At 64.6% G+C, this 23,574-nt stretch carries 28 protein-coding genes and 4 pseudogenes; 4 read left to right on the top strand and 28 right to left on the bottom strand.

Annotated elements, in window-relative coordinates; all coding sequences use genetic code 11:
• Positions 1–17 precede the first annotated feature (17 nt).
• Entirely contained in the window at positions 18–1,076 is a 1,059-nt protein-coding gene (locus tag LC062_RS12725) for an aromatic ring-hydroxylating oxygenase subunit alpha (protein WP_224911403.1), read from the top strand.
• Positions 1,077–1,103: 27 nt separating this feature from the next.
• Here the strand turns inward: LC062_RS12725 and LC062_RS12720 are convergent, their stop codons facing one another.
• The 7 genes from LC062_RS12720 to LC062_RS12690 form a co-directional block, all read right to left on the bottom strand.
• Complete coding sequence (locus LC062_RS12720) at positions 1,104–1,688, bottom strand: TetR/AcrR family transcriptional regulator (protein ID WP_224911402.1); 585 nt, start codon at positions 1,686–1,688, stop codon at positions 1,104–1,106.
• Between the two features lie 32 nt (positions 1,689–1,720).
• Positions 1,721–2,263 carry a carboxymuconolactone decarboxylase family protein gene (locus LC062_RS12715; protein WP_224911401.1) on the bottom strand — a complete coding sequence of 181 codons (543 nt, stop codon included), beginning with the start codon at positions 2,261–2,263 and terminating at the stop codon, positions 1,721–1,723.
• A 16-nt stretch (positions 2,264–2,279) separates the two neighbouring features.
• Positions 2,280–2,699: a PACE efflux transporter gene (locus tag LC062_RS12710; RefSeq protein WP_181761021.1), complete on the bottom strand. Its 420-nt coding sequence runs from the start codon at positions 2,697–2,699 to the stop codon at positions 2,280–2,282.
• Positions 2,700–3,008: 309 nt separating this feature from the next.
• Positions 3,009–3,656, bottom strand: coding sequence for a response regulator (locus tag LC062_RS12705; protein WP_224911400.1), 648 nt, complete (start codon positions 3,654–3,656; stop codon positions 3,009–3,011).
• A gap of 328 nt (positions 3,657–3,984) precedes the next feature.
• Positions 3,985–4,869, bottom strand: a complete 885-nt coding sequence (locus LC062_RS12700) for a pyridoxamine 5'-phosphate oxidase family protein (protein ID WP_224911399.1) — start codon at positions 4,867–4,869, stop codon at positions 3,985–3,987.
• Between the two features lie 18 nt (positions 4,870–4,887).
• On the bottom strand, positions 4,888–5,535 hold the full coding sequence (locus tag LC062_RS12695) for a glutathione S-transferase family protein (protein ID WP_224911398.1): 648 nt from the start codon (positions 5,533–5,535) through the stop codon (positions 4,888–4,890).
• 200 nt (positions 5,536–5,735) lie between these two features.
• Positions 5,736–6,290, bottom strand: coding sequence for a carboxymuconolactone decarboxylase family protein (locus tag LC062_RS12690; RefSeq protein WP_224911397.1), 555 nt, complete (start codon positions 6,288–6,290; stop codon positions 5,736–5,738).
• Between the two features lie 103 nt (positions 6,291–6,393).
• Here LC062_RS12690 and LC062_RS12685 point away from each other — a divergent pair, with 103 nt between their 5' ends.
• A complete protein-coding gene (locus LC062_RS12685) occupies positions 6,394–7,293 on the top strand; it encodes a LysR family transcriptional regulator (RefSeq protein WP_224911396.1) in 900 nt (299 codons plus the stop codon).
• Positions 7,294–7,323: 30 nt separating this feature from the next.
• Here LC062_RS12685 and LC062_RS12680 read toward each other — a convergent pair whose 3' ends face one another.
• From LC062_RS12680 to LC062_RS12660, 5 genes are read right to left on the bottom strand one after another with little or no spacing between them, the layout of a single operon-like run.
• A complete protein-coding gene (locus tag LC062_RS12680) occupies positions 7,324–7,740 on the bottom strand; it encodes a hypothetical protein (RefSeq protein ID WP_224911395.1) in 417 nt (138 codons plus the stop codon).
• 22 nt (positions 7,741–7,762) lie between these two features.
• A complete protein-coding gene (locus tag LC062_RS12675; protein WP_224911394.1) occupies positions 7,763–8,488 on the bottom strand; it encodes an ABC transporter ATP-binding protein in 726 nt (241 codons plus the stop codon).
• Between the two features lie 4 nt (positions 8,489–8,492).
• Positions 8,493–9,626: an ABC transporter permease gene (locus LC062_RS12670; RefSeq protein ID WP_224911393.1), complete on the bottom strand. Its 1,134-nt coding sequence runs from the start codon at positions 9,624–9,626 to the stop codon at positions 8,493–8,495.
• A complete protein-coding gene (locus LC062_RS12665) occupies positions 9,623–10,786 on the bottom strand; it encodes an efflux RND transporter periplasmic adaptor subunit (RefSeq protein ID WP_224911392.1) in 1,164 nt (387 codons plus the stop codon). Before LC062_RS12665 ends, LC062_RS12670 begins: the two co-directional genes overlap by 4 nt.
• Positions 10,783–11,412 carry a TetR/AcrR family transcriptional regulator gene (locus LC062_RS12660; protein WP_224911391.1) on the bottom strand — a complete coding sequence of 210 codons (630 nt, stop codon included), beginning with the start codon at positions 11,410–11,412 and terminating at the stop codon, positions 10,783–10,785. Before LC062_RS12660 ends, LC062_RS12665 begins: the two co-directional genes overlap by 4 nt.
• Positions 11,413–11,569: 157 nt before the next feature.
• On the opposite strand from LC062_RS12660, the gene LC062_RS12655 reads away from it, so the two are divergent.
• Positions 11,570–12,145 carry a HutD/Ves family protein gene (locus tag LC062_RS12655; RefSeq protein ID WP_224911390.1) on the top strand — a complete coding sequence of 192 codons (576 nt, stop codon included), beginning with the start codon at positions 11,570–11,572 and terminating at the stop codon, positions 12,143–12,145.
• A 5-nt stretch (positions 12,146–12,150) separates the two neighbouring features.
• Here LC062_RS12655 and LC062_RS12650 read toward each other — a convergent pair whose 3' ends face one another.
• The 9 genes and pseudogenes from LC062_RS12650 to LC062_RS12605 all read right to left on the bottom strand — a co-directional run bounded on the left by LC062_RS12650 (position 12,151) and on the right by LC062_RS12605 (position 17,488).
• Complete coding sequence (locus LC062_RS12650) at positions 12,151–12,906, bottom strand: sulfite exporter TauE/SafE family protein (RefSeq protein ID WP_224911389.1); 756 nt, start codon at positions 12,904–12,906, stop codon at positions 12,151–12,153.
• Positions 12,907–13,033: 127 nt separating this feature from the next.
• Positions 13,034–13,501 (bottom strand): annotated as a pseudogene (locus LC062_RS12645) (amino acid ABC transporter substrate-binding protein); the annotation flags it as partial.
• A pseudogene (locus tag LC062_RS12640) lies at positions 13,447–13,706 on the bottom strand (NAD(FAD)-dependent dehydrogenase); the annotation flags it as partial. The pseudogenes LC062_RS12645 and LC062_RS12640, both read right to left, overlap by 55 nt.
• A 124-nt stretch (positions 13,707–13,830) precedes the next feature.
• A complete protein-coding gene (locus LC062_RS12635; protein ID WP_224911388.1) occupies positions 13,831–14,778 on the bottom strand; it encodes an MBL fold metallo-hydrolase in 948 nt (315 codons plus the stop codon).
• Between the two features lie 124 nt (positions 14,779–14,902).
• Positions 14,903–15,115 (bottom strand): YgaP family membrane protein, encoded by a 213-nt coding sequence (locus LC062_RS12630; RefSeq protein ID WP_224911387.1) that lies wholly within the window; start codon positions 15,113–15,115, stop codon positions 14,903–14,905.
• 221 nt (positions 15,116–15,336) lie between these two features.
• Positions 15,337–15,560: pseudogene (locus LC062_RS21380) on the bottom strand (DUF3422 family protein).
• A 158-nt stretch (positions 15,561–15,718) separates the two neighbouring features.
• Positions 15,719–16,175: pseudogene (locus tag LC062_RS21575) on the bottom strand (DUF3422 family protein).
• A complete protein-coding gene (locus LC062_RS12610; protein ID WP_224911385.1) occupies positions 16,097–16,768 on the bottom strand; it encodes a Crp/Fnr family transcriptional regulator in 672 nt (223 codons plus the stop codon). The pseudogene LC062_RS21575 and the gene LC062_RS12610 overlap by 79 nt, the downstream one beginning before the upstream one ends.
• A 63-nt stretch (positions 16,769–16,831) precedes the next feature.
• Positions 16,832–17,488 carry a peroxiredoxin gene (locus LC062_RS12605; protein WP_224911384.1) on the bottom strand — a complete coding sequence of 219 codons (657 nt, stop codon included), beginning with the start codon at positions 17,486–17,488 and terminating at the stop codon, positions 16,832–16,834.
• A gap of 100 nt (positions 17,489–17,588) precedes the next feature.
• Between LC062_RS12605 and LC062_RS12600 the strand changes: the two genes are divergently transcribed.
• On the top strand, positions 17,589–18,509 hold the full coding sequence (locus tag LC062_RS12600; RefSeq protein WP_224911383.1) for a hydrogen peroxide-inducible genes activator: 921 nt from the start codon (positions 17,589–17,591) through the stop codon (positions 18,507–18,509).
• On the opposite strand, the gene LC062_RS12595 is transcribed toward LC062_RS12600, so the two are convergent.
• From LC062_RS12595 to cydB, 7 genes are all read right to left on the bottom strand, one after another.
• Positions 18,494–19,462: an SLAC1 anion channel family protein gene (locus tag LC062_RS12595; RefSeq protein ID WP_224911382.1), complete on the bottom strand. Its 969-nt coding sequence runs from the start codon at positions 19,460–19,462 to the stop codon at positions 18,494–18,496. The two genes, LC062_RS12600 and LC062_RS12595, sit on opposite strands and share 16 nt — an antisense overlap.
• 12 nt (positions 19,463–19,474) lie before the next feature.
• The gene (locus LC062_RS12590; RefSeq protein WP_224911381.1) at positions 19,475–19,960 is read right to left on the bottom strand and encodes a bacterioferritin; all 486 of its coding nucleotides are present in this window, start codon (positions 19,958–19,960) and stop codon (positions 19,475–19,477) included.
• Between the two features lie 53 nt (positions 19,961–20,013).
• Positions 20,014–20,379: a DUF5368 domain-containing protein gene (locus tag LC062_RS12585; protein ID WP_224911380.1), complete on the bottom strand. Its 366-nt coding sequence runs from the start codon at positions 20,377–20,379 to the stop codon at positions 20,014–20,016.
• 12 nt (positions 20,380–20,391) lie between these two features.
• Positions 20,392–21,693, bottom strand: coding sequence for an NAD(P)/FAD-dependent oxidoreductase (locus LC062_RS12580; protein ID WP_224911379.1), 1,302 nt, complete (start codon positions 21,691–21,693; stop codon positions 20,392–20,394).
• Between the two features lie 230 nt (positions 21,694–21,923).
• Positions 21,924–22,031, bottom strand: coding sequence for a hypothetical protein (locus LC062_RS21570; protein WP_404829717.1), 108 nt, complete (start codon positions 22,029–22,031; stop codon positions 21,924–21,926).
• Between the two features lie 226 nt (positions 22,032–22,257).
• Positions 22,258–22,395, bottom strand: coding sequence for a cytochrome bd-I oxidase subunit CydX (gene cydX, locus LC062_RS12570; RefSeq protein ID WP_224911378.1), 138 nt, complete (start codon positions 22,393–22,395; stop codon positions 22,258–22,260).
• Between the two features lie 14 nt (positions 22,396–22,409).
• Complete coding sequence (gene cydB, locus LC062_RS12565) at positions 22,410–23,573, bottom strand: cytochrome d ubiquinol oxidase subunit II (protein ID WP_224911377.1); 1,164 nt, start codon at positions 23,571–23,573, stop codon at positions 22,410–22,412.
• Position 23,574 lies beyond the last annotated feature (1 nt).

Here is a 23,574-nt window from a genome sequence, read left to right as displayed (position 1 = left end):
CGCCGGAGTTGCGTTCCATGAACAATCTTGAGGCCGACCTGCTGCGCGGTCTGTGGTATGTCGCCTGCCCTTCCTCCGAGATCGCCGCCGGCAAGATGCTGGGCAAGACCCTGATGGGGGAGCCGGTGTTGATCGGCCGCGCGGCGAACGGCAGCGTCTTTGCCTTGCGCGACATCTGCCCGCATCGCGGCATTCCGCTGCGCCATGGCTGGTTCGACGGCGAGACGGTACAATGCTGCTATCACGGCTGGCGGTTCGACACCGGCGGCACCTGCGTGGAGATCCCCTCCACCCATGCGGCCCAGACCATCGACACCTCCAAGATCAGCTGCGGCGCTTATGCCGCACGCGAGCAGAACGGGTTGATCTGGATCTATTTCCCGGAAAACGGCGAGCGCCCGGAAGACGGCCGCCAGACGGAGCCACCGCTGTTGCCGGATTTCGCCGCCGATGCGGCGCCGCAACTGGCGATCATGCTGCCCTTCGTCTGTTCGGTCGACCATGCGGCGCTGGGGCTGATGGACCCGACCCATGCGGCCTTCGTGCACACCTCCTGGTGGTTCAAGAAGAACGCCAAGAAGCTGCGGCCGAAGGAAAAGCCGTTCGCGCCGTCCGAGCTGGGCTGGGCGATGGTGCGCCACAAGCTGCCGCCGCAAAACATCGCCTACAAGGTGCTGGGCGACGATGTCACCACCGAAATTCGCTACGCCCTGCCGGGGCTGCGCATCGAGCACATCCAGGGCAGCAAGCATTCGGTGGTCGGGCTGACCTCGATCACGCCGATCGACAGCACCCACACGGAAGTGCGGCAGATGTTCTGGGCGAGCATGGGCTGGGTACGGCCGTTCAAACCGCTGATCCGCCACCTGATGACCGTATTCCTCGATCAGGACCGGCGCGTCGTGGTGCAGCAGCGCGAGGGGCTGAAGTACAATCCCAAGCTGATGCTGATCAATGATGCGGACACGCAAGGGCGCTGGTGGATGCAGCTCAAGGACGAATGGGTGCGCTCTGGCGCGGAAAACCGCCCGTTCCAGAACCCGGTCAAGGCCCGCACCCTGCGCTGGATGAGCTGACGGAACGGGGGACGCATCCCCTTTCGCTCAGCCCGGATGGAGGGTGAGCGCGATCATCGCCGAGGCGATCTCGCTCTCGGCCTCGGCGCGGGGCAGATCCCCGTCCAGCACCGCACGCCCCAGTTCCTCGGCAACGCCATAAAGAGCAATCCAGCGGCCGGGCGTCAGCAAGCCGTCGGCCCCGGACAGGAACGGCCCGAGCGCCCGGCTGAACGCCGCGCAATAGGCGCGGCGGATCTTGCCATGAATGCCCTGATGCTGCGGATAGGCGGCAAGCGCGGCGACCGCCGCGTCATAGACCCCGCCGTAGGTCACGGTACAATCGAGATAGCTTGCGGCGATCACCCTGGCGGCGCCGGCAAGATCTCGCGCCTTGCCACGCAGGCCCTCGCGCATGCGGGCGGCGAGCCATTCGTCATAGCGCCGGTAGAGCGCCAAGAGCAGAAACTCGCGGCTTTCGAAGTGATTGTAGGTGATCGGCTTGGTGACGCCCGCGGCTTCCGCGAGCGTCGTCAATGTCAGCGCCTCGGCGCCCCGGGTGGCAACAATCTCGGCGGCGGTGTCCAGGAGATGGTCCCTTCGGGCCTCTTTCGACATTCGGCGCTGCTGCATTTTGCCACTCCCCTCGTTGCCGCCCGCCCCTTTTACGGCTGAAGCGGCACCTTGGGGAAGTCGATCTTCGGCCGGGCGAGGTTGTTGATCCAGTTGCTGAAGGCGTTCAGCCCGGTCCAGGCGCAGATCTGCACGATCTGCGGCTCGCTCAGGCCCGCCTCGCGCGCGCCCGCCAGTTCCGCATCCTCCAGATGGCCGCGCGCCTCGATCAGCCGCAGGGCGAGGGTCAACGCCGCCTGTTCGCGCGCGTCTTCCGCCTTGCCGCATTGGGCGGCGATGCAGTCCTCCGGCGACAGGCCGGCCTTCTTGCCGGAGAAGGTGTGACCGCTGACGCAATAGTGACAGCCATTGGCATTGGAGACGGCGAGCGCGATCATCTCGCGCAGCCGCTCGGTGAGAAGGTCGTTTTCCTCCAGCGCCTTGGCAAAATTCAGATAGGCGCTGAGGCTCGCCCCATCGACGCCGAGCGCGGCGAAGAAGTTCGGGATCATGCCGTATTGCGTCTTGAAGCCTTCAAGGATCGGCGTTGCCACCGGATCGGCACTGTCGACGGTGACGGGGGTCATGCGGTTCATCGGGAAGCTCCTTTGGTCATTGAGCAGCAAGGGGCAGACCGAAAACCCGGTCGAAGGCCCAGTTGTAGGCGAAGGTGAAAAACATGAAGAAAAGCGTCAGGCTGGCGTCGAGCAGGAAGGCTTCGGCCAGCGTCATGTCGAGCCACCAGGCGAACATCGGCAGGGTGATCGTCACCAGACCGACTTCAAAGCCGACCGCATGAGCGATACGCCGGCCGAGCGAGCGGCCACGGCGGGCGCGGCCCGCCTCCCACATCTCGAACAGGCTGTTGTAAATCGTGTTCCAGACGATGGCGACGACGACGGTCATCACTCCGAGGCTGCCGGAATGCACCGCATCCTTGCCCGAGGCGGCGATAAAGGCGGCGCTGATGATGAGGAAGGTCAACGCCTCGTAAAGGGCCACATAGGTGACCCGTCTCTTGATGCCCTGCATCTTCTGTCTCCGTGAAATCCAACGCGCGAAAGGACGGCCAGGGGCCGGCACGTCACGGACCGGGAGGACAGTGCATGCAGCGGCCCCGGCGCCAACGGCGCGGGAGGTCCCGCCGGTCGGCCCGGTCTCCCGCCCACGCGGGATCGCTGATGAAGAGGAGGGCAGATGAGAACATGGCACCGGGCCGGGGTTGATACGCGAATTGCGACCGCCCTTAAATTACTAATCGTAACTTATGTCAAGCACCCCGTCCCACCGCCACTGCATGGCAGCCCTGCGGTGGCGGTTGGTGGGAAGGGGCAGATGAGATCAACTCCGAACGCGCGCAAGCACATCAAGCACGAGATGAACCAACTCATCGGGCCGCTGAGTGGCACCAAACACCGCAGCCGGAAGGGGTTTCTCGAGCCGGCCGACGTATAGAATAACAGGTGGAGCAAATTTCTTTCGGGCGAGCGCTTCTGCGAATTTGAGGCCAGCCTTTTCCTCTCCTGGCCTTGCCACATCCGACAGAATGACATCGTAGCGCGTCCGCTCCAACGCCCGGCTCGCTTCGTCATTAGTCAGTCGCACATCAACCTTTGCGCCAGCCTCTTCAAACAACTCCTGCTCTCTTCGGTTATTTTCCGGCGAGTCATCAACCCAAAGTATGCGAGCCCCCTCCAGTAATTGCGAGGACTGCGCAAGGCGACGCGAAACGCGTCCAAGATCGGCGGCAGATAATTTCTGTGCTCGCTGATCAGCCGCCTCTTCAATTGCATGCTGAAACCCTATTTCGAGCCCTGCAACATTCAACTTCTCAACCCGCCCCAGCGCGCCCAATAGCCTCTCTCGCCCCACCCAAAACAAAACAAAAACTATTAGACCTGACCAAATAAGGTGCGGAATCAGGTAACTTATATAATATAAAAAAGAACACCCCTTCACACCATCACTCAAATATTCTAGCTCAAGCATAGCCTACCCGTCTTCATAAACTTTACAACATGAATTATAATGAAAATTATATCATAATAATATTATTTATTATAATTCGTCGTAATTTAAATGACAATAGAAGAGAATTCATCATCCACCGCCCCACCTCCCCCTCTACACGCAGACCATTAACTGCTTCAACCCAAACTTCAACCTTTCGCGCCCCTGCCCCCCTGGGTAGCGCTGCAGAGCCAGACAATGCCCGTGCGGAAGCGGGGTGGGAGCAGGCGACTTGTGGGAGGGGGGGCGCCCGGCCAACAAGTGATTTTGCGCTACGGTTGGCCGGTGCGGCCGGGCGCATATCAGGTCATTCGCCGGCAAGGACGGCGGGCGGCAGCGCGTTGCGGACATGCCAGACCTCTTCCGGCACCATGTCCACCACGCGCTCGGCGCCCTCGAACGCCGCAGCCCGAGCGGGGGACCAATCGACACCAGCGGAACCCGTCAGCAGGAGGGCGTCACCGCTGGCAAAATCGGGGATGAACAGCCCGGCACGGCCACTGACGCCGATATTGCCGAGCGTATTAAAGAAGCGATTGCCGGCGTAATCGGGAAAGCAGAGCGTGCCGTCCCCGCTCAAACGGAGGAACCCGGGCGCGCCGCCGCGATGAGACACATCCGTCCCGCCCTTCGCATGAGACGCGATGAAGAATGTGTCCGCGTAAGAGAGGATCCGGCGCGCCGCCGCATTGTCCATGGTGACGCGGGTGCCCTCAGGCTGGCGTTGGGGCCCGGCAGGCTGAGGAAACGTGCGCGTGCGGATGTATTTCGGGCAGTTGCCAAAGCTCTGCTCGACGGCGATGTCCAGCCCTTCGCCTTCCGCAGCGGTGATCGTGCCATTCATCCGGTTCCGCCGCCGGGTGGCAAATTCCAGCCCAAGCACGGCCACCTTGGCTCCTGGCCGCAGGTCGAGACCGAGCGTTTCGGCAAGAACCGGGCGGCCGCTGAGTGAGAGCCCGGCGCTCGTGGTCCGCGCCCCCTCGGGAAGCAGGCAGGCGGTGGCCCAAGGCCGGCCCATCCCGTCCTGCAGGCCGAGAAACAAGAGCGGCAGGCTTTCGAAGAAGCGCTGGTGCTGCTCCGGCATGGCCGCGCGGATGGCGCGGGCGGCGCGGGCGCGCCACTCCTCGGACACACCGGCGCGCTCCTGCATCGCGCGTTCGCCCGCGTGGAAGATCCGATTGGCCTGGGTCATGCCGCCTCGCTTTCCTTCTCAGGTTTCTTCGAGAACGGGGGAGCGCACCATGCCGACGAAGCCCGGCAGCGCCTCGATCCGGGCGAGCCATGCCCGAAGCGCCGGGTAGCCTTCCAGGCTGACGCCCCCTTCCGGAGCATGGGCGATATAGGTATAGCCGGCGATATCGGCGATGGTGATGGCCTTGCCGGCAAGGAACGGCCGGTCCTGCAGGATCGCCTCCATGACCGCGAACAGCCTGTGCGCCTTGGCCCTGGCGGCGTCACGGTCGAGCGGGACACCGATTAGCACGGCCAGCCGGGCCGCCGCCGGACCTGCGGCGATCTCTCCGGCGGCCACCGACAGCCAGCGCTGCACTTCGGCCGCCGCAACGGGATCATCCGGCAGCCACGCGTGGCCATCGGGGTACTTCTTGACCAGATAGACCAGGATGGCGCTGGAATCGGCCAAGGTGGTGCCGTTGTCATCGATTGCCGGAACCTGGCCGAAAGGGTTGATCTTGAGGAACGCAGGCGCCTTGTGCGCACCGCCCGCCATGTCCAGATCGACGAGCTCGTAGGGCACGCCAAGCAGCGACAACATCAGCTCAACCCTGTGGCTGTGCCCCGATTTCGGATTGCGGTAGAGCTTGACTGGTGCGGCATCGGCTGGGAATTGCGGATTCATGGACATGTCCTCCCGGGATCAAAAGTAGAAGTCGCAAGGCCCTGATACGGGCCAGGCCTGCGGCGCATTGGCCAAGGAAACTTATACGTGTCCGCGCGGATGGGCATCGCCTGCATGTCAGGGGACCTTTTCCCACTGGGACGGTCTTGCGTGAACGAAGAAAACGGCCAGACCGCAGCCGGCCCGGCCGCTTGCGCAGATCAGGCGGCGCGCTCGCCGGCCTCGACCACGGGGAAATCGATTTCGGTCTGGGCCAGCTCGTTCATGTAGTTGGTCCAGGTGTTCAGCGCGACATGCTGCACGATCTCGACGATCTGGCCGTCGTCATAGCCGGCATCGCGAACCGCCCGCAGTTCCTCGGCATCGACACGACCACGCGCATGGGTCAGCTTGGCGGCGAACCGGACCGCCGCATCCGCCTTAGCATCGTTCGAGCGGCCGGCACGGTTGGCCGCGATTTCGGCCGCGTCGAGCTTGGCGAGATTCTTGCCCAGGTAAGTATGAGCCGAAAGGCAATAGTCGCAGCCGTTGATCTGTGCCACGGCCAGTGCCACGCGCTCACGGGTGGCCGCCGGCAGACGACCTTTGCCGAGAGCGCCGGACAGGCCGAGATACCCTTCCAGCGCGGCCGGGCTGATGCTGACCAGGCGAAACAGGTTCGGGACGGAGCCCAACTGCTTCTCGACGGCCTGCAGCAGGGGCTGCGAGGCTTCGGGTGCGTCGGCAATGCTGGCGGGATAAGAGATGCGAGACATGTGAAAGCTCCTTTGCTTGCTGTATGAGCCAGATCTAGATCCTTCCATTGATTGGCAGTAGATCATAAGATTGAAAACACCCCTTCCATAAATTGGAAATTTCATGACCGACCGTCTTGGAACCATGGCCATCTTCGTGCGCGTGGTGGAGGAAGGCAGCCTGACGGCCGGCGCGCGAGCGTTGCGCATGCCGATCGCCACCGTCAGCCGCCGGATTTCCGAACTGGAGGAGAAGCTCGGGGCCGAGCTGTTGCTGCGCTCTCCGCGGGGCCTCACGCTCACGGACACCGGCCGGAGCTATGTCGCGGCCTGCCGCCGGATCCTGGAAGACGTTTCGGAAGCCGAACGCAATGCTTCCGGCGAGTTCACCGCGCCGCGCGGAACACTGACGATGACGGCCCCCATCGTCTTCGGCCGGCTGCATGTGCTGCCTTCGGTGACCGCGTTTCTGACGGCCTTTCCGGATATCGACGTGCGGCTGGAGCTGACCGACCGTCCCGTGAACCTCCACGAGGAGCATCTCGATCTGGCCATACGCATCGGTCCTCTTGCCGACAGCATGTTCATTGCCCGCAAGGTGGGCGAGGTGCGCCGGATCGTCTGCGCCAGCCCCTCCTACCTCAAGGACCGGGAGATGCCACAGGTGCCCGGCGATCTGGAGCCCCTCGACGGCATCACCTTTCAGAGCCTGATGTCCCCGCAGACCTGGCGGTTCGGATCCGGCCGCGACGAAAAGGCGGTCTCAGTGCATTCGCGCCTGATCGTGAACACGGCGGAAGCGGCCATCGACGCGGCCATCGACGGGCTCGGTTTCACGCGGGTTCTGTCCTACCAGGCAGCCGCCGCGATCAAGGCCGGACAGCTCGTGCCTCTCCTGGAGGCGTTCGAACCCGAGCCATGGCCGGTCCATCTTCTCTATGAGCCGCGCGCCTTGATCCCGCAGAAACTGCGCGCATTCCTCGATTTCGCCATCCCCAGGATTTCGGCCGGCATGGCGAGCTGAACGATGCTCCCTCCTCCCCACGGGCACTCGTCACCCTCGGATGGGGCGGAAGGTCCAGACGATGCCGGCCCAGACCAGGGTTCGGACCGTCATTGCCCCAAGCGTGCGCGCCTCGAACGCCCCGCCCATCAGGATATGCCCGGCAAAGCCTGCGAAAACCGCAAGGGTGGCGGCGAGGATCACCCATGACAGCCGCACCGCCCAGCGGCGACCGCGCCACAGCCCCACCCCGGCGGCCGCATAGGCAAAACCGGCGAGAAAGTTGAACCAGAGCACGAAGGGCACGATATCGCCCGCCGCCGCCCGGGCTTCGGCACCGCCGAAGAGCACCCGCCCGCCAGCGAGCACAGTCACCCCGCCGAACAGGATCGCCGCTGCCGCAGTCCCCCGTTGCCAGCGCCGTTTGCCTGCCTCGCCCCCTGGAACCGGACTCGCTCCCGTCGTCATCGCCGCAGCCTCCGTTTTGTCGCTAGCCTGTCGCCGCGCCGTCCTCGCCGCCATTGCCATTGAGCCGGCCGTCGCGCAGGTGGAAGATGTGGTCGAACCGGTCGAAGATCTTCTCGTCATGGGTAACGGCAATGATGCAGGCGTCCTGTTCGGCGGCGAGCTTGCGCAAGAGATCCATGACGATGCCCGCCCGCTTGGAATCGAGCGCGGCAGTCGGCTCGTCGGCCAGGATGATGCGCGGATTGTTGGCCAGCGCCCGGGCAATCGCCACCCGCTGGGCCTCGCCGCCGGAAAGCTGCGCCGGCATGGCATCGCGGCGGTGGCCGATCTCCAGATATTCCAGCAGCTCCACCGCCCGCTCGCGCGCCTGCCGGCGGGTCTTGCCGGCCAGCTCCAGCACCAGCGCCACATTGTCGGTGGTGTCGAGAAACGGCAGCAGGTTGTGAAACTGGAAGATGAAGCCGATCTTGTCGAGGCGCAGGCGGCGCAGGTCACCGCGCAGCCAGCGCCCGTTGTAGACGTCCTCGCCATCAATGGTGAGGCGGCCGGCCGCCGGCTCGACAATGCAGCCGATGACATTGAGCAGCGTGGTCTTGCCCGAACCCGACGGGCCCAGCAGCGCCACCACCTCGCCGGAGCGAATGTCGAGGCTCACCTGGCGCAGGGCATCAACCCGGGTGTCGCCTTCGCCGAAATGCTTCGACACCCCGTCGATCTCAATCAGAACCTTGCGGTCGCGCGTGCTCATGGGCTCAGCCCCCCAATGCCGTTGCCGGATCGATCTTCAGCGCCGCGCGCACGCCCAGACCGCTGGCCAGAATGCAGACGGCGGCGATGATCCCGGCGAGCACAAGCGCGTTCTCCGGCTCCAGCACCACCCGGCGCGGGAAGTAATCCTTGACCAACATGACGACGCCGAGGCCGAAGGCCCAGCCGATGCCGCCCAGCGCCAGCGCCTGCTGGACGATCAGACCGACGATGGTGCGGTCCGGCGCGCCGATCAGCTTCAAAGTCGCGATCTGCTTCAGCTTTTCCATGGTCATGGTGTAGATGATGAGGGCAATCACCACCGCCGAGACGGTCAGCAGAATCGCCATGAACAGGCCGATCTGCCGCCGGGCGCGATCCACCACCGAGCGGGTGAGAAGGTTTTCCTGCCCCGCCTGGCTCATTGCCGCCAGATGCTTCCAGCGGCGCACAGTGTCGGCAACCGCATCGGCGGAGATGTTGGGATCCACCCGGGCGATCACCGCGTTGACCGTGTCGGTGCCTTCCACCGATCCGCCCCGGGCGATCCTCAACCGCGCGGCCGGCGGCGCCAGCTCGAATTGCAGGGTCTGGGCGTCGCTCAAGGTGATGTAGACCGCCGGATCGCCGCCTGAATTGACATGGTTCCGGACGAGCCCGACCACCTGGAAGGAATTGCGCCCCAACCGCAGCCGATCACCCAGTTCCAGCTTCGTGCGGGTATCGGCCACCAGTTCATAGTGGCTGCGGGCAATCGGCCGGCCGGCGACCAGATCCTTCGGCGCGCCCGGCCGTCCCGGCTCGTGGCCGACCACATAGAGCCGCAGCTTGCCGCCAGCGAAGTCGGCCTCCGCCGTCTGATATGTGACGCTGCCCGCCGCCGTCACCCCATGCAGCCGGGCGACCGATTCGCGGGTGTCGGCGGGAATGCGCGAGGCCTCGGCGAAGGGGCCGCGCGTGCCCTCCTCCACCACCCAGACATCGGCGCCAGGGGCGCGGGCGATGGTCAGGGCATCGACCACCAAGCCGTTGTAGATGCCGATCATCGACAGCACCACGGCCATCAGCAGGCTGAGGCCGAAGCAGGTCAGGAGGAAGCGGAACAGGTTGTGGCGCACATCCCGATAGGCAAGGTTCATGGCGCGGCCCCATCGCTCACCCGGGCCAGGCGGCCTTCGCGCAGCCCCGGCACGGTGCCGCTGACGATGCGCGCGCCCTCCGGCAGACCGCCGGTTACCTCAAGCCGGGCATCCTCGCTGCGGTGGCCGAAGACCAGCGCCCGGCGCTGAAACCGGCCGTCCTCCACGGTCCAGACCCGGCCGGTGTGGCCATCGAACCCGGCCACCGCCGCCTCCGGCACCATCAGCGCACTCTCCAGCCGGGCAACGGTGATGCGCACTTCCGCCTGTTCGCCGAGAAAGGCGCGCGGCGGGCATTGCTGGCAACTGACCCAGACCCGGCGCTCCTCGTTGACCCGGTCGCTTTCGATGCCGATCCGCGCCACCTTTGCCGGGAAGACATCATGAGGCAGGGAGCGCAAGCGCACCTCCGCCGGCTGGCCGAGCTCAATGGCACCGGCGCGCGCTTCATCCACATAGGCGAGCGTCCACACGGTCTCCGGCGCCATCAGGGTGAAGATCGCCTCGCCTTCGCGCACGACGGCACCGGGCTCGCGGTGGCGCCGGACGATCACCGCATCGAAGGGGGCGGTCAGCGTATGCTGGCCAAGCACCGTCCGTTCATAGGAGAGCGCCGCCTCCGCATCGGCCAACTGCGCCTTGGCCACCTCGACCTCGCTGCGGGCCACCGACAGCTCCGCCGCCGCCACCTCCTCATCGCGCTGGCTTTCATCGGCCTGTTGCTGCGAGACCACATTGCTGCCGACCAGCGCCTTGCGGCGCTGGTTCACCTGCCGGGTCTGCTCCAGAACCGAACGGGCGCGATCCACATTGGCCTCGGCCTTGCGAATGGTGACAGAGGCCGCCAGCACCGCTGCTTCCGCCCGCCGAACCCGCGCCTGCTGCTCGCTGTCCTGCAGCCGAGCCAGGACAGCGCCCTTTGACACCGCATCGCCATGGTCGGCGCGCAGCTCGGTCAGGGCGGCGCTGACCTCAAAGCCAATCTCGGACACCACCCGCGCCTCGACCGTGCCCAGTCCGAAGACGCGAATGTCGACATCCGTTTCCTGCGCCACCACCGGCACGGACAGCGGCCGGTGCTGGACGAACAGATACGCCCCCGTCACCAGCCCGGCCAGCAGCAGCACGCCGATCAGGGTGGAAACCCGTCGCTTGGTCATTCCATCGTCTCCGTATTCAACATGTCCAACGCGCCAGCCGCAAACAGGCGCAGGTGGGCCGCGAGCAGCCGCCCGCCCTCCTCGGCCAGCGGCCGGGTCCGCCCCCCCAGCGACCAGCGGATGGCCACTCCCTGAATGAGACCGATCAGCATCAACGCGGCATCGCCAGCCTCAAGGTCGGGGCGGAAACGCCCGCTGGCCTGGCCGCGCTGAAACTCCGCCGTGAGGGCCGTCTGGAACTTGCGCATCAGCCCCAGGAAGGTCTGGCGCAACATGTCGTTTTCCGCGTGCAGCTCGCGGGAAAACAGGATTGCCGGAATGGCTGGCGTCGTCTGGATGATGCGGAATTGGGTCAGCACCAGCGCCTCCAGCCGCCCCGCCGGATCCTCCCGGTTCGCAAGCGCCGCCTGCCAGCCCTCGCCCATGAGCTGCGCGATCCGCTCCGCCACCCCGACCCAGATCGCCTGCTTGGTGGGGAAATGACGGAAGATGCCCGGCTGGGTCAGTCCGACCTTTTCGGCGATCGCCTCGGTGGTCAGCCGGTCCGGCCCGAGCGCGTCGGCCAGACCAAGCGCCGCGTCGATGATCTCCGTCTTGCGCTGTTCCGCAGGCTTGCGAATGGTCATTTGCCGCCTCAAGTTAGTAAGCACTCACTAACATATACATCTTGCCATCATCGGCAATGCGACAATTGATCCCTTGTCGCCGGCTGGGCCATAACAGCGCCGCACGCCGCAGCGACAAAGCGCTCTCGCCCATTACAAACCAGACCGGACACCACTCATGACCGACGCCCCGCTCCGCATCATCCTGGCCGAAGCCCTGCGCCCGGTCGCCTGGGTCAATGGCGGCGGCATCACCCGGGAAATTGCGGCGGACAGCGATGCGGAAGGCGTCTTGTGGCGGCTCAGCCTGGCGGATGTGGACCGGGAGGGGCCGTTCTCGGAGTTTCCCGCCATGTCCCGCATCCTGACCGTGGTGGCAGGCGATGGCATGACGCTGGAAGCCCCGCAGGAAACGCTTCAGGCAAGACCGCTGGAGCCTGTGGCCTTTTCCGGCACGCGCCCCATCATGGGACGGCTACCGAACGGGCCAGTGCACAATTTCAACCTGATCTTTCGCGAGAGAGCTATCGACGCCCGCGTCACCCCGCTGCATGGCGCGCTGGAGCTCGCCTACCCGGCGCGTGCCGGCATCCAGCGGATGATCCATGTGACGACGGGAACGGCGCGTCTCGATGGCAAGGCGGTTCCGGCGGGCGCGACAGCGCTCTTCGGCTCAGGCCGCCTTGAGCTTGAGGCCGGCGCGACGCTGCTGGAGGTGCGGTTGGCGCGCCGCCAGAATGCAGACGACCGATAGGCGCGTTACGCGCCCTTCCAGAAGAACAGGGCCGTCATCACCACGCCGACGAAAATGACGAACCAGCGAATGGCTGCCGGTGACAGCCAGTGGCGCGCCGCCCAGGCGCCCGCATAGCCGCCGGTGAGCGCCGCCACCGACATCACCAGCGCTTCGGGCCAGGAGACGATGCCGCCGATGGCGAAGGTCATCACCGACAGCAGCGACAGGATCGCCGACAAGAGGTTCTTCAGCCCGTTCATGCCGTTGAGGTCGTGAAAGCCGACGAGACCGAAGGCAGCAAGCAACAGGATGCCGAGGCCGCCGTTGAAATACCCGCCGTAGATGCAAACGGCCAGCATCGCCATCAGGGTCGCCGCCCGCCCCGGCCCTGGCCTGTCGCCGCGCCGCAGGATGACGACAAGGCGCGGCCCGGCGGCGAACAGCACGGTGGCCAAAAGCAGCATCCAGGGGACGATGCCGGAGAACACCGACGATGGCGTGACGAGCAGCAGAAGCGCACCGATGACCCCGCCGAGTGCGGCCACCAGCAGATAGGCCCGCAGGCCCAGCGCCCCTTCGGCGCGCAAGCTGGCGCGAAAGGCATGGGCCGCGCCGATGTAGCCCGGCAGGGCGGCGACCGTCGCCGTCGCATTGGCCATCACCGGCGGCAGACCGAACCAGACCAGCGCTGGAAAGGTCAGAAAGGTTCCGCCGCCCGCAAGCGCATTCAGACAGCCCGCCAGAAAGCCGGCTGCGACAATCACCATCCAGGACAGCATGATTCAACCTTGAGAGACATCCGCTCCGACCGCTTACCCGGCCCGGCGCCCGGATGCAAACCGATCTTGGCGAGAGGCCGCCTGCGTGGCCTGAGCGCCGTGGAGCAAGCCCCACGACGACGGGGTTTCATCGCGCTGGCGGTGCGTACATCAGACCGCCGTTGCTCCACACCCGGTTGAGGCCGCGATCAATCTTCAAGGGGCTTTCCTTGCCGAGGTGACGTTCGAAGATCTCGCCGTAGTTGCCGACTGTCGACAGCACCCGGTAGGTCCACTTGGGATCGAGGCCCATCGTCGTGCTCGCGCCGCTCCCGACGCCGAGGAAGCGCTTCTGGGAGGCAGTCCCGTTTTCACTGAGAGTGGCCGCGTTCTTTTCGGTGATCCCCATTTCCTCCCCCTCGATCAGCGCGAAGAGCGTCCAGCGCATGATCTTGAACCACTGTTCATCGCCCTGGCGCACGGCCGGACCGAGAGGTTCCTTGGAGATGACCTCGGGCAGCACGACAAAGCGATCCGGATTGGTGAGCAAAAGACGCTGGGCATAGAGCGCCGAGGCATCGCCGAAATAGACATCGCAGCGATGGGCATCGAAGGCTGGGTGAACAGGGCCCGCCCGCACTTCAGTCCCTGAACCAGTTCCCAGGTGTAGGGCGCAAGGTCGTACGGTAGTTCGAGGTGACGCCGTTGCGGCCCAGCGTTTCGACCAGCTCCTCGACCTGGGCCCGGTCGAGCTGAAGCCCCGGGCCGACGACGAGGCGGCCGTATTTCACCACCCGGCATCCGTCGAGGATGACGACGTCGAAGCTTGCGTCGCCCGTATCCGTGGGTGTGCGGCCGCCATTGGTGATGCCCCGGGCGTTGTCCGGCCGCGCTGCAAGGGCCCGCGCCGCGATCATCGCGGCGCGGGCCCTTCGGTGATGGATGCTATTCGGCGACGGACTGGATACTGTCGGCGTCGAAGCTGCGCTCCCGCTTGGACGTGAAGCGGTTCAGAGGCACGCGCAGCACCGCGCGGCCGTGGCTGTCCGGCTCGGGCAGGCGCCCGCCGCGGATATTGACCTGCAGCGCAAAGAGCATCCTGTCCGGCAAGGGCAGCGTGGCATCGCGTTCGTCGCGGGCGGCCATGAATTCCTCGCGGCTGATCCCGTCGCGCACATGGATATTATTGGCCTTGTGCTCGGCAACCGTGGCCATGCAGGCCTCTTCGCGACCGCCCTTGCGATAGTCATGCCCGACGAAGATACGGGTGTCGCCGGGATGCGCCAGCATCGCCTGAAGCGAATCCCACATCTCGGCCGAAGAACCGCCGGGGAAATCACAGCGCGAGGTGCCGCTGTCGGGCACCATGAAGGTGTCGTGGGCAAAGATCGCATCGCCCATCTTGTAGGTGATGGAGGCCAGGGTGTGCCCTGTGGAAAGAGTGACCCCCACATTGCAGGTCCCGACGGTGAAGCTGTCACCCGCTTCGAAAAGTCGGTCCCAGAATTCCGGGTGCCCCTTCAGGCTGTCGTCGGCGTATTTGTCTGACCAGATATCCTGTACCTTCAGGACAAGTTTGCCTATCGCCTGTTGCGGCGTGCCGCCCAGTTGTTCCTTGATGTAGCGGGCCGAGGAAAAATGGTCGGCATGGGGATGGGTGTCGAGCACCCATTCCACATCGAGGCCCTCGGCCTTCACATAGGCCAGCATCTCGTCGGCGCTGTATGTCCAGGTCGCCCCGGCGGCCGGGTCGAAATCCATCACCGGATCGATGATGACGGCCTTGCGGGTATCGGGGCACCAGGCCACGTATTGCCAGGAACCGCTGGCTTCTTCGTAGAAGGCGGCCACGTTGGGGTTGCCGGGATTGCTGGACGCCGGATGGAATTGCACGTCATGTCTCCACTTTTTCGTTCAGGTCAGGCTCGCGCCGCCTTGGGCGCAGCAGAATTCCGGATGAAGCGGGCAAGCAAGATGCCCGCAATGAGGGCCGTGGTGGGGGTGAACGCCGTCTGCATCACCGCGCCACCCGGCAGGTGCGGATGCCGATGATGCTGTAGAGCGGGCAGTTCCCGATCAGTGCCGTGACCGCGAAGACGGCTGCGATGGCAAGCGCGACCCAGAACAGCACGCCGGCACCGAAGATTCCGGTGGCGAAGGCAGCGTATACAAGGGCTGCGGCCACCACGAGGCGCAGGCCCCGGTCGATCTTTCCCATGTTGAGGGTCATTTTTGGCTCCCTAGCAGAATCGCTCGAGAGACAATCGCATGACATGCCAAAAGGCTTTGGTGACTTCATCACCGGCGCCGCAGCATGCCACGAGGTGCCGAGAGCGGACGGCAAGCCGCTCAGTGCCCCCCGCGACGGAGCCGGGCGAGGCCGCCCCAGGTCGCCAGCAGCACGAGTGGCACGAGCGCCGCGGCAACCCAGGACTTCGGCAGATGCCGCGCCTAGATCACCGAACCCGCTACATGAAGCGCAAGTCCGGTCACATAATAGGCGATGGCGATGATGCTCACTCCCTCGACGGTATGCTGAAGCTTGCGCGACAAGTCGGCGCGCGTGTCGATGCGGTGGTCCGTATTGCCGGGTCGAAGCGGTGCGTCATGAATTCCTCGAAGGTCTGGCGCCCCTGGAACCTTCGCTCGCGCAGGCCCCCGATCCTGTCCGCCACCAGCCCCTCATAGGCAGCACTCGCCGAAAACCGAACATCGAACGGCTGGACAGGGCCTCGACCCGGCCGGCGACGGCGAGCAGTGCCTCAAGCCTCTCGACCGACGGAGCCCCCGGGTCATGTCCTGCGACAGACGGGATAGATCAGATTCGACTTGCTCAAACTCGGGACCGAGTTCCCGCGAGCGCAAGAGCGCCAAGCATGGCGAGCGCACGACAGGTTTCGATCTCGCAGAGCCGCTGCACCATCCGGCCGATGCGCCGTGGCCGATGTCGGATCGGTGAAGATCTCATCCAGCCGGGACAAAAGCCGAGGATCGCCGGCATCCATCTCGACCGCAATTTGCGCCGATACCGGCACATGCCCTGGCGTCGAAGCGAGCCATCTGGGATCCAGCGTCGGACAGGGTTCCTCCGGGCACAACTCGCCCGGACGCCAGGCCAGGAGTGTCACGACCTCAATATGGCTCTCCCACTTCAGCCGCCAACCTCCGAATGACCACTGCCAGCGTTGCGGGAGACAATCTCTGCCATGGATCAGCCCGCGGAACGCACCAGCCGCTCCAGACCTGGTCGCCCGATCAGGCGCACCTCCCCGCGCGATTGTTCGACCCAACCGCGGCGCTGGAATTCGGCCAGCGTGCGCGAGATGACCTCGCGCGCGGTGCCGAGTTCGGTACCGAGGGTGGCATGGGTGGCATGCACGACCTGTGCGTCATCGGCGAGTTCCAGGAGCCGCGAGGCCAGTCGCACATCCATCTTCTGAAAGACGATGTCATCAATCAGCGTGAACAGATCGATGATCCGCCGCGAATAGGAGGTGAACACGAACTGGCGGAACACCGGCGACCGCGCCACCAGCGCGTCGAAGGTCGTCCGGGGAATTGCCACGGCGGTGACATCCGTCTCCGCGAGACCGTCCGCCGAATATTCCTCGAACGCAAGCATGCAGGCCGTCGTCAGCACGCAGCTCTCGCCGGCATGGACGCGATAGAGGAAGATCTCGCGCCCGGTCTCGGACTTCTGCTGCACCCGGACCGTTCCATCGAGCAGCAGAAGCAGATTGTCGGCCGACTGCCCTGGCGCGAAGACCGGCGTTCCCGTGGGCAGAGACACCACCTGACTTCCCGCGACGAGATCGGCGCGGATCTCGGCCGGCAATTTCTTCAGGCCGATAAAGCGATCGATCCAGTCAGCATCAGGCGTCATTCGAAGTCTCCAGTCCGGGCAAAGACGTTCCAGCGCATTCGAGATACGCTGGAACGCATATCATCAAAGTGCGCGAGTTGAGAAATACCAGTCCTTCGTCTGGAGGCCTTCGTGCATCCGCGCCTCGGCCGCGTCGGTCGTCTGCGGCGTCGGCACAATCACGTCCTCGCCGGGGTGCCAGTTCTCGGGCGTTGCCACCTTGTGCTTGACCGAGGTCTGCAACGCCCGCACGAGACGCAGGAATTCATCGACCGAGCGGCCGTTGGTCATCGGGTAATAGACCATGGCACGCAGAACGCCTTCGGGGTCGATGACGAAGGTGGCGCGGACTGCCTGGGTGTCGGATGCGCCCGGCTGGATCATGCCGTAGGCCTGCGCCACCTTCATGTCGAGGTCGGCGATGATCGGGAACGGGATGTCGACGCCGAAGGTCTCCTTAATCGAGCGAACCCAGGCGATGTGCGCATAGTGGCTGTCGATCGAGAGGCCCAGAAGCTCGGTATCGAGCGCGGCGAAATCGTCGGCGCGGCGGGCGAAGGCGGTGAACTCGGTGGTGCAGACCGGTGTGAAATCGGCCGGATGGGAGAAGAGGATCAGCCACTTGCCTCGATAGTCGGCGAGCGACTTCGTGCCGTGGGTGGTCAGAGCGGTGAAGGCCGGTGCCGGTTCGTTCAGGCGCGGCAGGCCGGTGGGGGTGGTCATGGTCGCTTCGACGGTCATTCCTGAGGCTCCTTTGCCAAGTGATGGCTTTCGATACCCCGGCTCGTGAAATCTTGGAAATTGATTGTATCATAACTGGTGATCGAATAAATCAATCACCATGACCACACTCCGCCAGCTTCGCTTCCTGACCGCGCTCGACGCCACCGGCAATTTTTCCCGTGCGGCCGATCTTTGTCATGTCACGCAATCCACCCTGTCGACCGGCCTGAAGGAGCTTGAAGAGCGCTTGGGCATACAGGTTGCCGAGCGGACGAAGCACTCCGTTCTGATGACCCCGCTTGGCACCGATCTAGCAGCGCGGGCGCGGGACATCTTGGCCCGGGTCGAGGATTTCGAGGATCGCGCCAGACAGGACGCCACGGGGGCGACCCATATCCGGTTCGGCACGATACCGACGATTGGCCCCTTCCTGATGCCGCGGGCAATGCCGCTTCTGCGGGCCGCTTTTCCGGGTGCGGCATTCTATCTGCGGGAAGAGTTGACCGAAGCCCTCATCTTCGGGCTTGTGGAGGGCCGGCTTGATCTGATCCTGATCGCCTTGCCTTACGCGCTCCCCGCCCAGGTCGTCACCGAGGAGCTGTTTCTGGACGGCTATCGCCTTGCCGCGCCACCGACCGATCCGCTGGCCTGCGCGCCTGCGGTCAAAGGCACGGACCTGGCCTCCCGCGCGCTGCTGCTGCTGGAGTCAGGCCATTGCCTGCAGCGCCACGCCCTGTCGAGCTTTCCCGAGGTGAGGCTCGACGAGGATCAGAGTTTCGCGGCTACGTCGCTGCCGACCCTGATTGCCATGGTCGAGGAGGGACTTGGCATCACGCTCCTGCCGGAGCTCGCGCTGGACGCAGGGGCCGCGCGGGGCCATGCGCTGGAATTGCGTGCCCTTCCCGACGCCTGTCCGCGTCGGATCGCGCTGGCCTGGCGGGCATCGTCCGCACAAGCCGCAACCTACCACAGGATCGCCGATGCGCTGATCGAGGCACGCCGGTCACTCCGGGAGCGCTCGGATCAGCCCTCTGGCTGACAGATCTCGCGCGCCATCGCGGCACGGATCGTGCGCAACAGCAGGCCCGCAATGGTAACGGCAAGCACCGCCAGCAGGGTCTGCCCGATAACAGAATGCACTGCAGAGCCCATCTTCTCTGCGAAGCGAAAGCTGGCGATCGTCACGGCGGCGAGCGGGAATGACAGCGCCCAGAAGGACAGCGCGAAGGGTAGCCGCAGCAGCGCCGGGACCTGGATTGCAACGAGCAGGGTGAAGAAGTACGCTACGTCCAGGAGGATCCGGGCGGTGGCATCGATCTGGCCGCCGTTTAACTGAAGCCAGGCGAGGAAAGCGACCGCCGGCGGCGCGACGAGGATCACGAGGGTCGGCCGCAGCTTGCCCGGCAGCGGATCGTGAAAGATCAGGCGATTGAAGACCAGCGTCAGCAGGACAAGCCAAAAGACCAGACCGACCGAGAAAAAATACCAGCTGATCTCGATATGGCCAAGCGGTGCCCCGGCGAGCGGTACGACAACGTTCCCGACAGCGGGAATAAACCAGGCCGGCGAAAGCTGTCCTGGCCCGAATGCGCGGTGCGAAATCCAGGTGGTGATGACGACGAGCGTCAGAACACCTTGAACGGCAGCACCCACGACCCACACAACCTGGGCCGCACCGGGCGCCAGATCGCGTAGGAAGGTCGCCAGCAGCAGCACAGAAATCGAGATGGCGGGGAAGAAAGCCAGCCGGACAGGATGGTTCCATTCCTCCGCGACGGCAGAAGGGTGGCGCACGGCCTTCGCCGCGTAGAGAGCCCCCAGCAGGATCAGCACCGCAAGTGACACCCAGCCAGTCGCAGCCGAGGCTGCCGTCCATCCGCCCGCGCGAAGCGCAAGCGTCAGGCCGAACAGCCCCATCGCCATTCCGAAGAAGCTGATCGGAAAGTGCTCCAGCCGTGCCGGCTCCGGGGGTGTTTCAGCCACGACCGTCATTGTCGTATTTCCCTAGTCGTCTTCATCGTGACCGAAGGAAACCAGCTTGGAACTGTATGTTTTTTCGCCAAGCCGTTCGATCAGGTCAAGCTGAAGTTCCAGCCAGGATTTGTGACCTTCCTCGTCCAGCACGATTTTCTCAAACAATGTGCGGGTCCCGATATCGCCGATTTCGGCCGCATGCTGTGCAGCTTTTGTATAATAGTCGATGGCCTCTTCTTCGTCAGCCAGATCGGCCTTGAACATCGCCGGCAGGGTTTCGGCCTTTTTCGGGGTCGCGTCGAAACCCATATCCGGCGCCGCCTTCAGGAACATGAGCCGTTCGATGAACATGTCGGAATGGCCCAACTCCTCGGTCATCTCCTCGCGCATCTGCGCGGCGAGTTTCGTCAGCCCCCAATCGTCCAGCGTATGGGCGTGAAGCTGATACTGATGCGCGGCACTCAGTTCCATCTTCAACGCACGTTGCAGGTATTCGACGATCTTTTCGTTGGACATTCTCTTTCTCCTTCTTTTGCGGGGCCCGGCCGGACGCGAGGCCCCATCTTCAATCAGGCCCTATCGCCCTTGGTTCGGTCACTGCCCAGCAGCGCCTCGACGGTATAGACAAAGATCGCCATTCCAACCGCGCCTGCCACGGCCACACCGAGAAACACGATCACGTCGACCGGTCCGCCGATATCCGAAAGGTGCGAATGAGTCATCGCCATCACGAACCAGACGGCGGCGACGGCGCCGACAGGCATCGAGAGTTGCGCCAGAAGAAACTTCCGCCAACTGACGGAACGGTCACGGATCAAGACATAGATATAGGCCAGTGTGACCAGAACCGCCGCCGCCACCATCGCCCAGAACAGCCATCTGCCGAAGATTTCCTCGAAGACGGCGATCAGGGTCTGGAAGGTCAGATCTTTCATCTCGCGTCCTCCTCAGGCATCGCCACGCAGCATGGCGTTGTAGGTGGCCTTCAGCGCCACCTCCTTCATCAGCCAGCTGATCCAGAGTTCCTCCAGCGGGGCGATCATGCCGGGGAAGCTGGGAACAAGGTTGTCGTGATAGTCGAATTCGACCAGCATCGCCCGACCGATGCGGGTGATCAGCGGGCAAGAGGTGTAGCCGTCATAGGTCTCGGTCCCTTCGCGCCCGTCTATTGCCGCGACAAGATGATCCTCGACCACAGACACCTGCCATTTGACCGAAGCGGCGGTCTTGCCCTTTGGCACGCCGGCCACATCGCCAAGCGCAAAGATTTCGGGATAGCGCAGGTGACGCAGTGTCGCCATGTCGACCTCGACCCAGCCCTGATCGGTCCATTTGTCTGCCCAGGACAGGCCAGAGGAGCGGATGAAATCCGGCGCGCGCTGCGGCGGGATGACGTGGATGTAGTCGTAGTCGATCTCGGCGCTGCCCTCTGGTGTCGCGAAGGTGGCGCGCTTTGCGCCCGGATCAATGGCGCTCAGGACATGCGAATAAACCGGCTCAATCCCGCGATCCTCGAACAGCATCCGCACCTTCTCGCTGACGATTGGCACACCGAAGAGTGTGTCGTTCTGCGCGGCATAGAGCATCTCTAGCTTGTCGCTGTTGCCCGCGCGGCGGGCGATGTCGTCGATCAGGAAGGTGTGCTTGAGCGGCGCGCCCGCGCATTTCATCTCGGTCGCTGGCCGGGTGAAGACTCCGCGCCCACCCTCTTCGGTAAAGCGCTGCGCCGCGGCCCAGGTCCGCGCGGCCGCGTCAGGACCACCATAAAGCGCGCCGATGCCGTTTGTGCCGATCAGATCCTCGCTGAAACCCGAGATCGCGCCATAGTCGAGCACAAGTCCGGGAGCCAGCACGAGCCAGTCATAGGCGATATCGGTCCCATCCTCGGTCGAGACGGTCTCCGCCTCGGCGTCGACCGCAGCGACGCGGCTCTGGATCCACTCCACGCCGTTGGGAAGCCAGCGAGCCTCGTCCGAGATGACGTAGTCTGCAGGCTTCAGACCCGTCGCGACCAGCGTCAGGCCCGGCTGGTAGATATGAGTCGTCCGCGGGTCGATGATCGTGATCCGCGCGCCGTCCAGACGACGGACAAGTCGGTTGGCAAGTGCCGTTCCACCCGCCCCGGCCCCGACGATGACGATATGGGCCGAGGTCGCGACTGGTTTGGGCGCGGCGTCTGCCCGGCGCAGTGGAGCAGCCGCTGCAGCGGCACCGAGCGCGGCCAAGGACAGGAAGTCTCTACGTTTCATGGCGGCTCCTCCTTACATGCGCCGGGGCAGGCACCGCATGGGATACGCGAGTCAGCTGCCGATTCTGTATGCGATAGTCTATCTCGGTCCGGGTTGCGGAACGGTGACTTGGTCACCGAACGGGCCGGCAGCGAAAGATCATCCCTCGGCGGAAAACTCGTCCCAACGGGCCAGCGCCTTCGCGCCATACATGAGCCTCGGCCCTGCGCTCATCTGGATCGCCATGGCGATCACGCCGGCCAGCTCCTCGCGGGTCGCCCCGCCCCTCGTAGGGCATCGACATGGGTCGTGATGCAGGGCTCGCAGCGCAGGACTACGGCCATGCCGATGACAACCAGATCCTTTTCCTTGTGACCGAGAACACCAGTGTCCTTGACGGCCTTGCCCAGTTCGCCGAAGGCCTAGGCGGCTTCCGGGACAGCCTTGTAGAGCGCGCGGAGTTCGCCCCGCATGTCGTGCTATTTTTCCCTGCAGGTCATGATCGGTTGCGCCCTTTCCAACTTGCGGCCGTGTCGAATGCCGCTGCAGAAGACCGGGCCGGCCCCTTCGGACCGGCCCGTCTGTTCAGTCCCTGACCGCGAGCGGGCGGTCTTCGTGTTCATCGGCAAGCACCCGGTCGCGCTGCAACTCCAGCCACATGGCGTTCATCACGGCGAAGATGGCGGCGAGCGGCAGGCCTAGAAGCCAAGCGAAATACCACATCGGGTTCCCCTCTCTCAGTAGACGGTGTGCGAATTGCCGGTGACGTCTTTCTCGGTCACCTTGCCCCAGAGCACTTTGTAGACCCAGGCGGTGTAGGCGAGGATCAAGGGCATGAAGATCGCAGTCACCACAAGCATGATGAAAAGCGTCTGATGCGAGGACGACGCGTCCCAGACCGTCAGCGACGAGCGCGGGTCGAGCGACGAGGGCAGGATGAAGGGAAACATCGTGAGCCCGACGCTGGAGATTGCGCCGAAGATGCCGAGCTTGGACCAGAGCAGCGTCGAGACCTCGCGTCCCGCCCGCAGCCCCATCACGGCAAGGCTCATGCCCACCAGCGCCAGGATCGGCGCGATGGCGATCCAGGGACGCGCCGTATAGGCTGACAGCCACGACCCCGTGCGCTCGACGTCCGAATAGAGCGGGTTCGACGGCCCGTCGGTGATCACGTCGCCGACGATGGCATAGCCATCAATCCCGAGGGCGAGCCAGAGGCCGGCAAGCACGTAGCCGCCGATTGTCACGAGTCCGGTGACGGACCCGATGGCCCGCGCCCGTGCCGCGACCGGCCCCTCGGCCTTAAGGGACAGCCAGGCGGCGCCGTGCGTCACAAGCATAGCCAGAGAAACTACGCCGGTCAGAAGGGCGAAGGGGTTCAGGAGGCCGAAGAACTTACCGTAGTAGCTGCCCTCGTAGCGCGAGAAGAGGTCCGGCGTCAGCTCGAACGGCACGCCCTGCAGGACGTTGCCGACCGCCACGCCGAAGATCAGCGCGGGAACCGCTCCGCCGACGAACAGCGCCCAATCCCAGCCCGAACGCCAGGCCGCACTGTCGCGCTTGGAACGATATTTGAACGCCACCGGGCGCAGGATCAGGGCCGCGAGGACGGCAAACATGGCGAGGTAGAAGCCAGAGAAGCTGACCGCATAGAGCGGCGGCCAGGCGGCGAAGATCGCGCCACCGCCGAGGATGAACCAGACCTGGTTGCCTTCCCAGACCGGCCCCACGGTGTTGATGGCCACGCGCCGCTCGATGTCGGTCTTGCCTACGAAGGGTAGAAGCGCGCCAACCCCCATGTCGAAACCGTCGGTCAGCGCGAAGCCGATCAGCAGCACGCCGAGCAGAAGCCACCAGATGACCCGCAGGACGTCGTAGGAGATAAGTTCATAGAGGATCATG

It is taken from the genome of Stappia indica (assembly GCF_020177335.1).
Classification (GTDB): Bacteria; Pseudomonadota; Alphaproteobacteria; order Rhizobiales; family Stappiaceae; genus Stappia; species Stappia indica_B.
The sequence above is the reverse complement of the archived record's forward strand: the minus strand, read 5'-3'. Positions and strand labels throughout refer to the sequence as shown.

Excerpts from the sequence above, each read along its gene's own strand:
- LC062_RS12725 (WP_224911403.1), top strand. The coding sequence starts at position 18 with ATGAACAATCTTGAGGCCGACCTGCTGCGCGGTCTGTGGTATGTCGCC.
- LC062_RS12720 (WP_224911402.1), bottom strand. The coding sequence starts at position 1,688 with ATGCAGCAGCGCCGAATGTCGAAAGAGGCCCGAAGGGACCATCTCCTG.
- LC062_RS12715 (WP_224911401.1), bottom strand. The coding sequence starts at position 2,263 with ATGAACCGCATGACCCCCGTCACCGTCGACAGTGCCGATCCGGTGGCA.
- LC062_RS12710 (WP_181761021.1), bottom strand. The coding sequence starts at position 2,699 with ATGCAGGGCATCAAGAGACGGGTCACCTATGTGGCCCTTTACGAGGCG.
- LC062_RS12705 (WP_224911400.1), bottom strand. The coding sequence starts at position 3,656 with ATGCTTGAGCTAGAATATTTGAGTGATGGTGTGAAGGGGTGTTCTTTT.
- LC062_RS12700 (WP_224911399.1), bottom strand. The coding sequence starts at position 4,869 with ATGACCCAGGCCAATCGGATCTTCCACGCGGGCGAACGCGCGATGCAG.
- LC062_RS12695 (WP_224911398.1), bottom strand. The coding sequence starts at position 5,535 with ATGAATCCGCAATTCCCAGCCGATGCCGCACCAGTCAAGCTCTACCGC.
- LC062_RS12690 (WP_224911397.1), bottom strand. The coding sequence starts at position 6,290 with ATGTCTCGCATCTCTTATCCCGCCAGCATTGCCGACGCACCCGAAGCC.
- LC062_RS12685 (WP_224911396.1), top strand. The coding sequence starts at position 6,394 with ATGACCGACCGTCTTGGAACCATGGCCATCTTCGTGCGCGTGGTGGAG.
- LC062_RS12680 (WP_224911395.1), bottom strand. The coding sequence starts at position 7,740 with ATGACGACGGGAGCGAGTCCGGTTCCAGGGGGCGAGGCAGGCAAACGG.
- LC062_RS12675 (WP_224911394.1), bottom strand. The coding sequence starts at position 8,488 with ATGAGCACGCGCGACCGCAAGGTTCTGATTGAGATCGACGGGGTGTCG.
- LC062_RS12670 (WP_224911393.1), bottom strand. The coding sequence starts at position 9,626 with ATGAACCTTGCCTATCGGGATGTGCGCCACAACCTGTTCCGCTTCCTC.
- LC062_RS12665 (WP_224911392.1), bottom strand. The coding sequence starts at position 10,786 with ATGACCAAGCGACGGGTTTCCACCCTGATCGGCGTGCTGCTGCTGGCC.
- LC062_RS12660 (WP_224911391.1), bottom strand. The coding sequence starts at position 11,412 with ATGACCATTCGCAAGCCTGCGGAACAGCGCAAGACGGAGATCATCGAC.
- LC062_RS12655 (WP_224911390.1), top strand. The coding sequence starts at position 11,570 with ATGACCGACGCCCCGCTCCGCATCATCCTGGCCGAAGCCCTGCGCCCG.
- LC062_RS12650 (WP_224911389.1), bottom strand. The coding sequence starts at position 12,906 with ATGCTGTCCTGGATGGTGATTGTCGCAGCCGGCTTTCTGGCGGGCTGT.
- LC062_RS12630 (WP_224911387.1), bottom strand. The coding sequence starts at position 15,115 with ATGACCCTCAACATGGGAAAGATCGACCGGGGCCTGCGCCTCGTGGTG.
- LC062_RS12610 (WP_224911385.1), bottom strand. The coding sequence starts at position 16,768 with ATGACGCCTGATGCTGACTGGATCGATCGCTTTATCGGCCTGAAGAAA.
- LC062_RS12605 (WP_224911384.1), bottom strand. The coding sequence starts at position 17,488 with ATGACCGTCGAAGCGACCATGACCACCCCCACCGGCCTGCCGCGCCTG.
- LC062_RS12600 (WP_224911383.1), top strand. The coding sequence starts at position 17,589 with ATGACCACACTCCGCCAGCTTCGCTTCCTGACCGCGCTCGACGCCACC.
- LC062_RS12595 (WP_224911382.1), bottom strand. The coding sequence starts at position 19,462 with ATGACGGTCGTGGCTGAAACACCCCCGGAGCCGGCACGGCTGGAGCAC.
- LC062_RS12590 (WP_224911381.1), bottom strand. The coding sequence starts at position 19,960 with ATGTCCAACGAAAAGATCGTCGAATACCTGCAACGTGCGTTGAAGATG.
- LC062_RS12585 (WP_224911380.1), bottom strand. The coding sequence starts at position 20,379 with ATGAAAGATCTGACCTTCCAGACCCTGATCGCCGTCTTCGAGGAAATC.
- LC062_RS12580 (WP_224911379.1), bottom strand. The coding sequence starts at position 21,693 with ATGAAACGTAGAGACTTCCTGTCCTTGGCCGCGCTCGGTGCCGCTGCA.
- cydX (WP_224911378.1), bottom strand. The coding sequence starts at position 22,395 with ATGTGGTATTTCGCTTGGCTTCTAGGCCTGCCGCTCGCCGCCATCTTC.
- cydB (WP_224911377.1), bottom strand. The coding sequence starts at position 23,573 with ATGATCCTCTATGAACTTATCTCCTACGACGTCCTGCGGGTCATCTGG.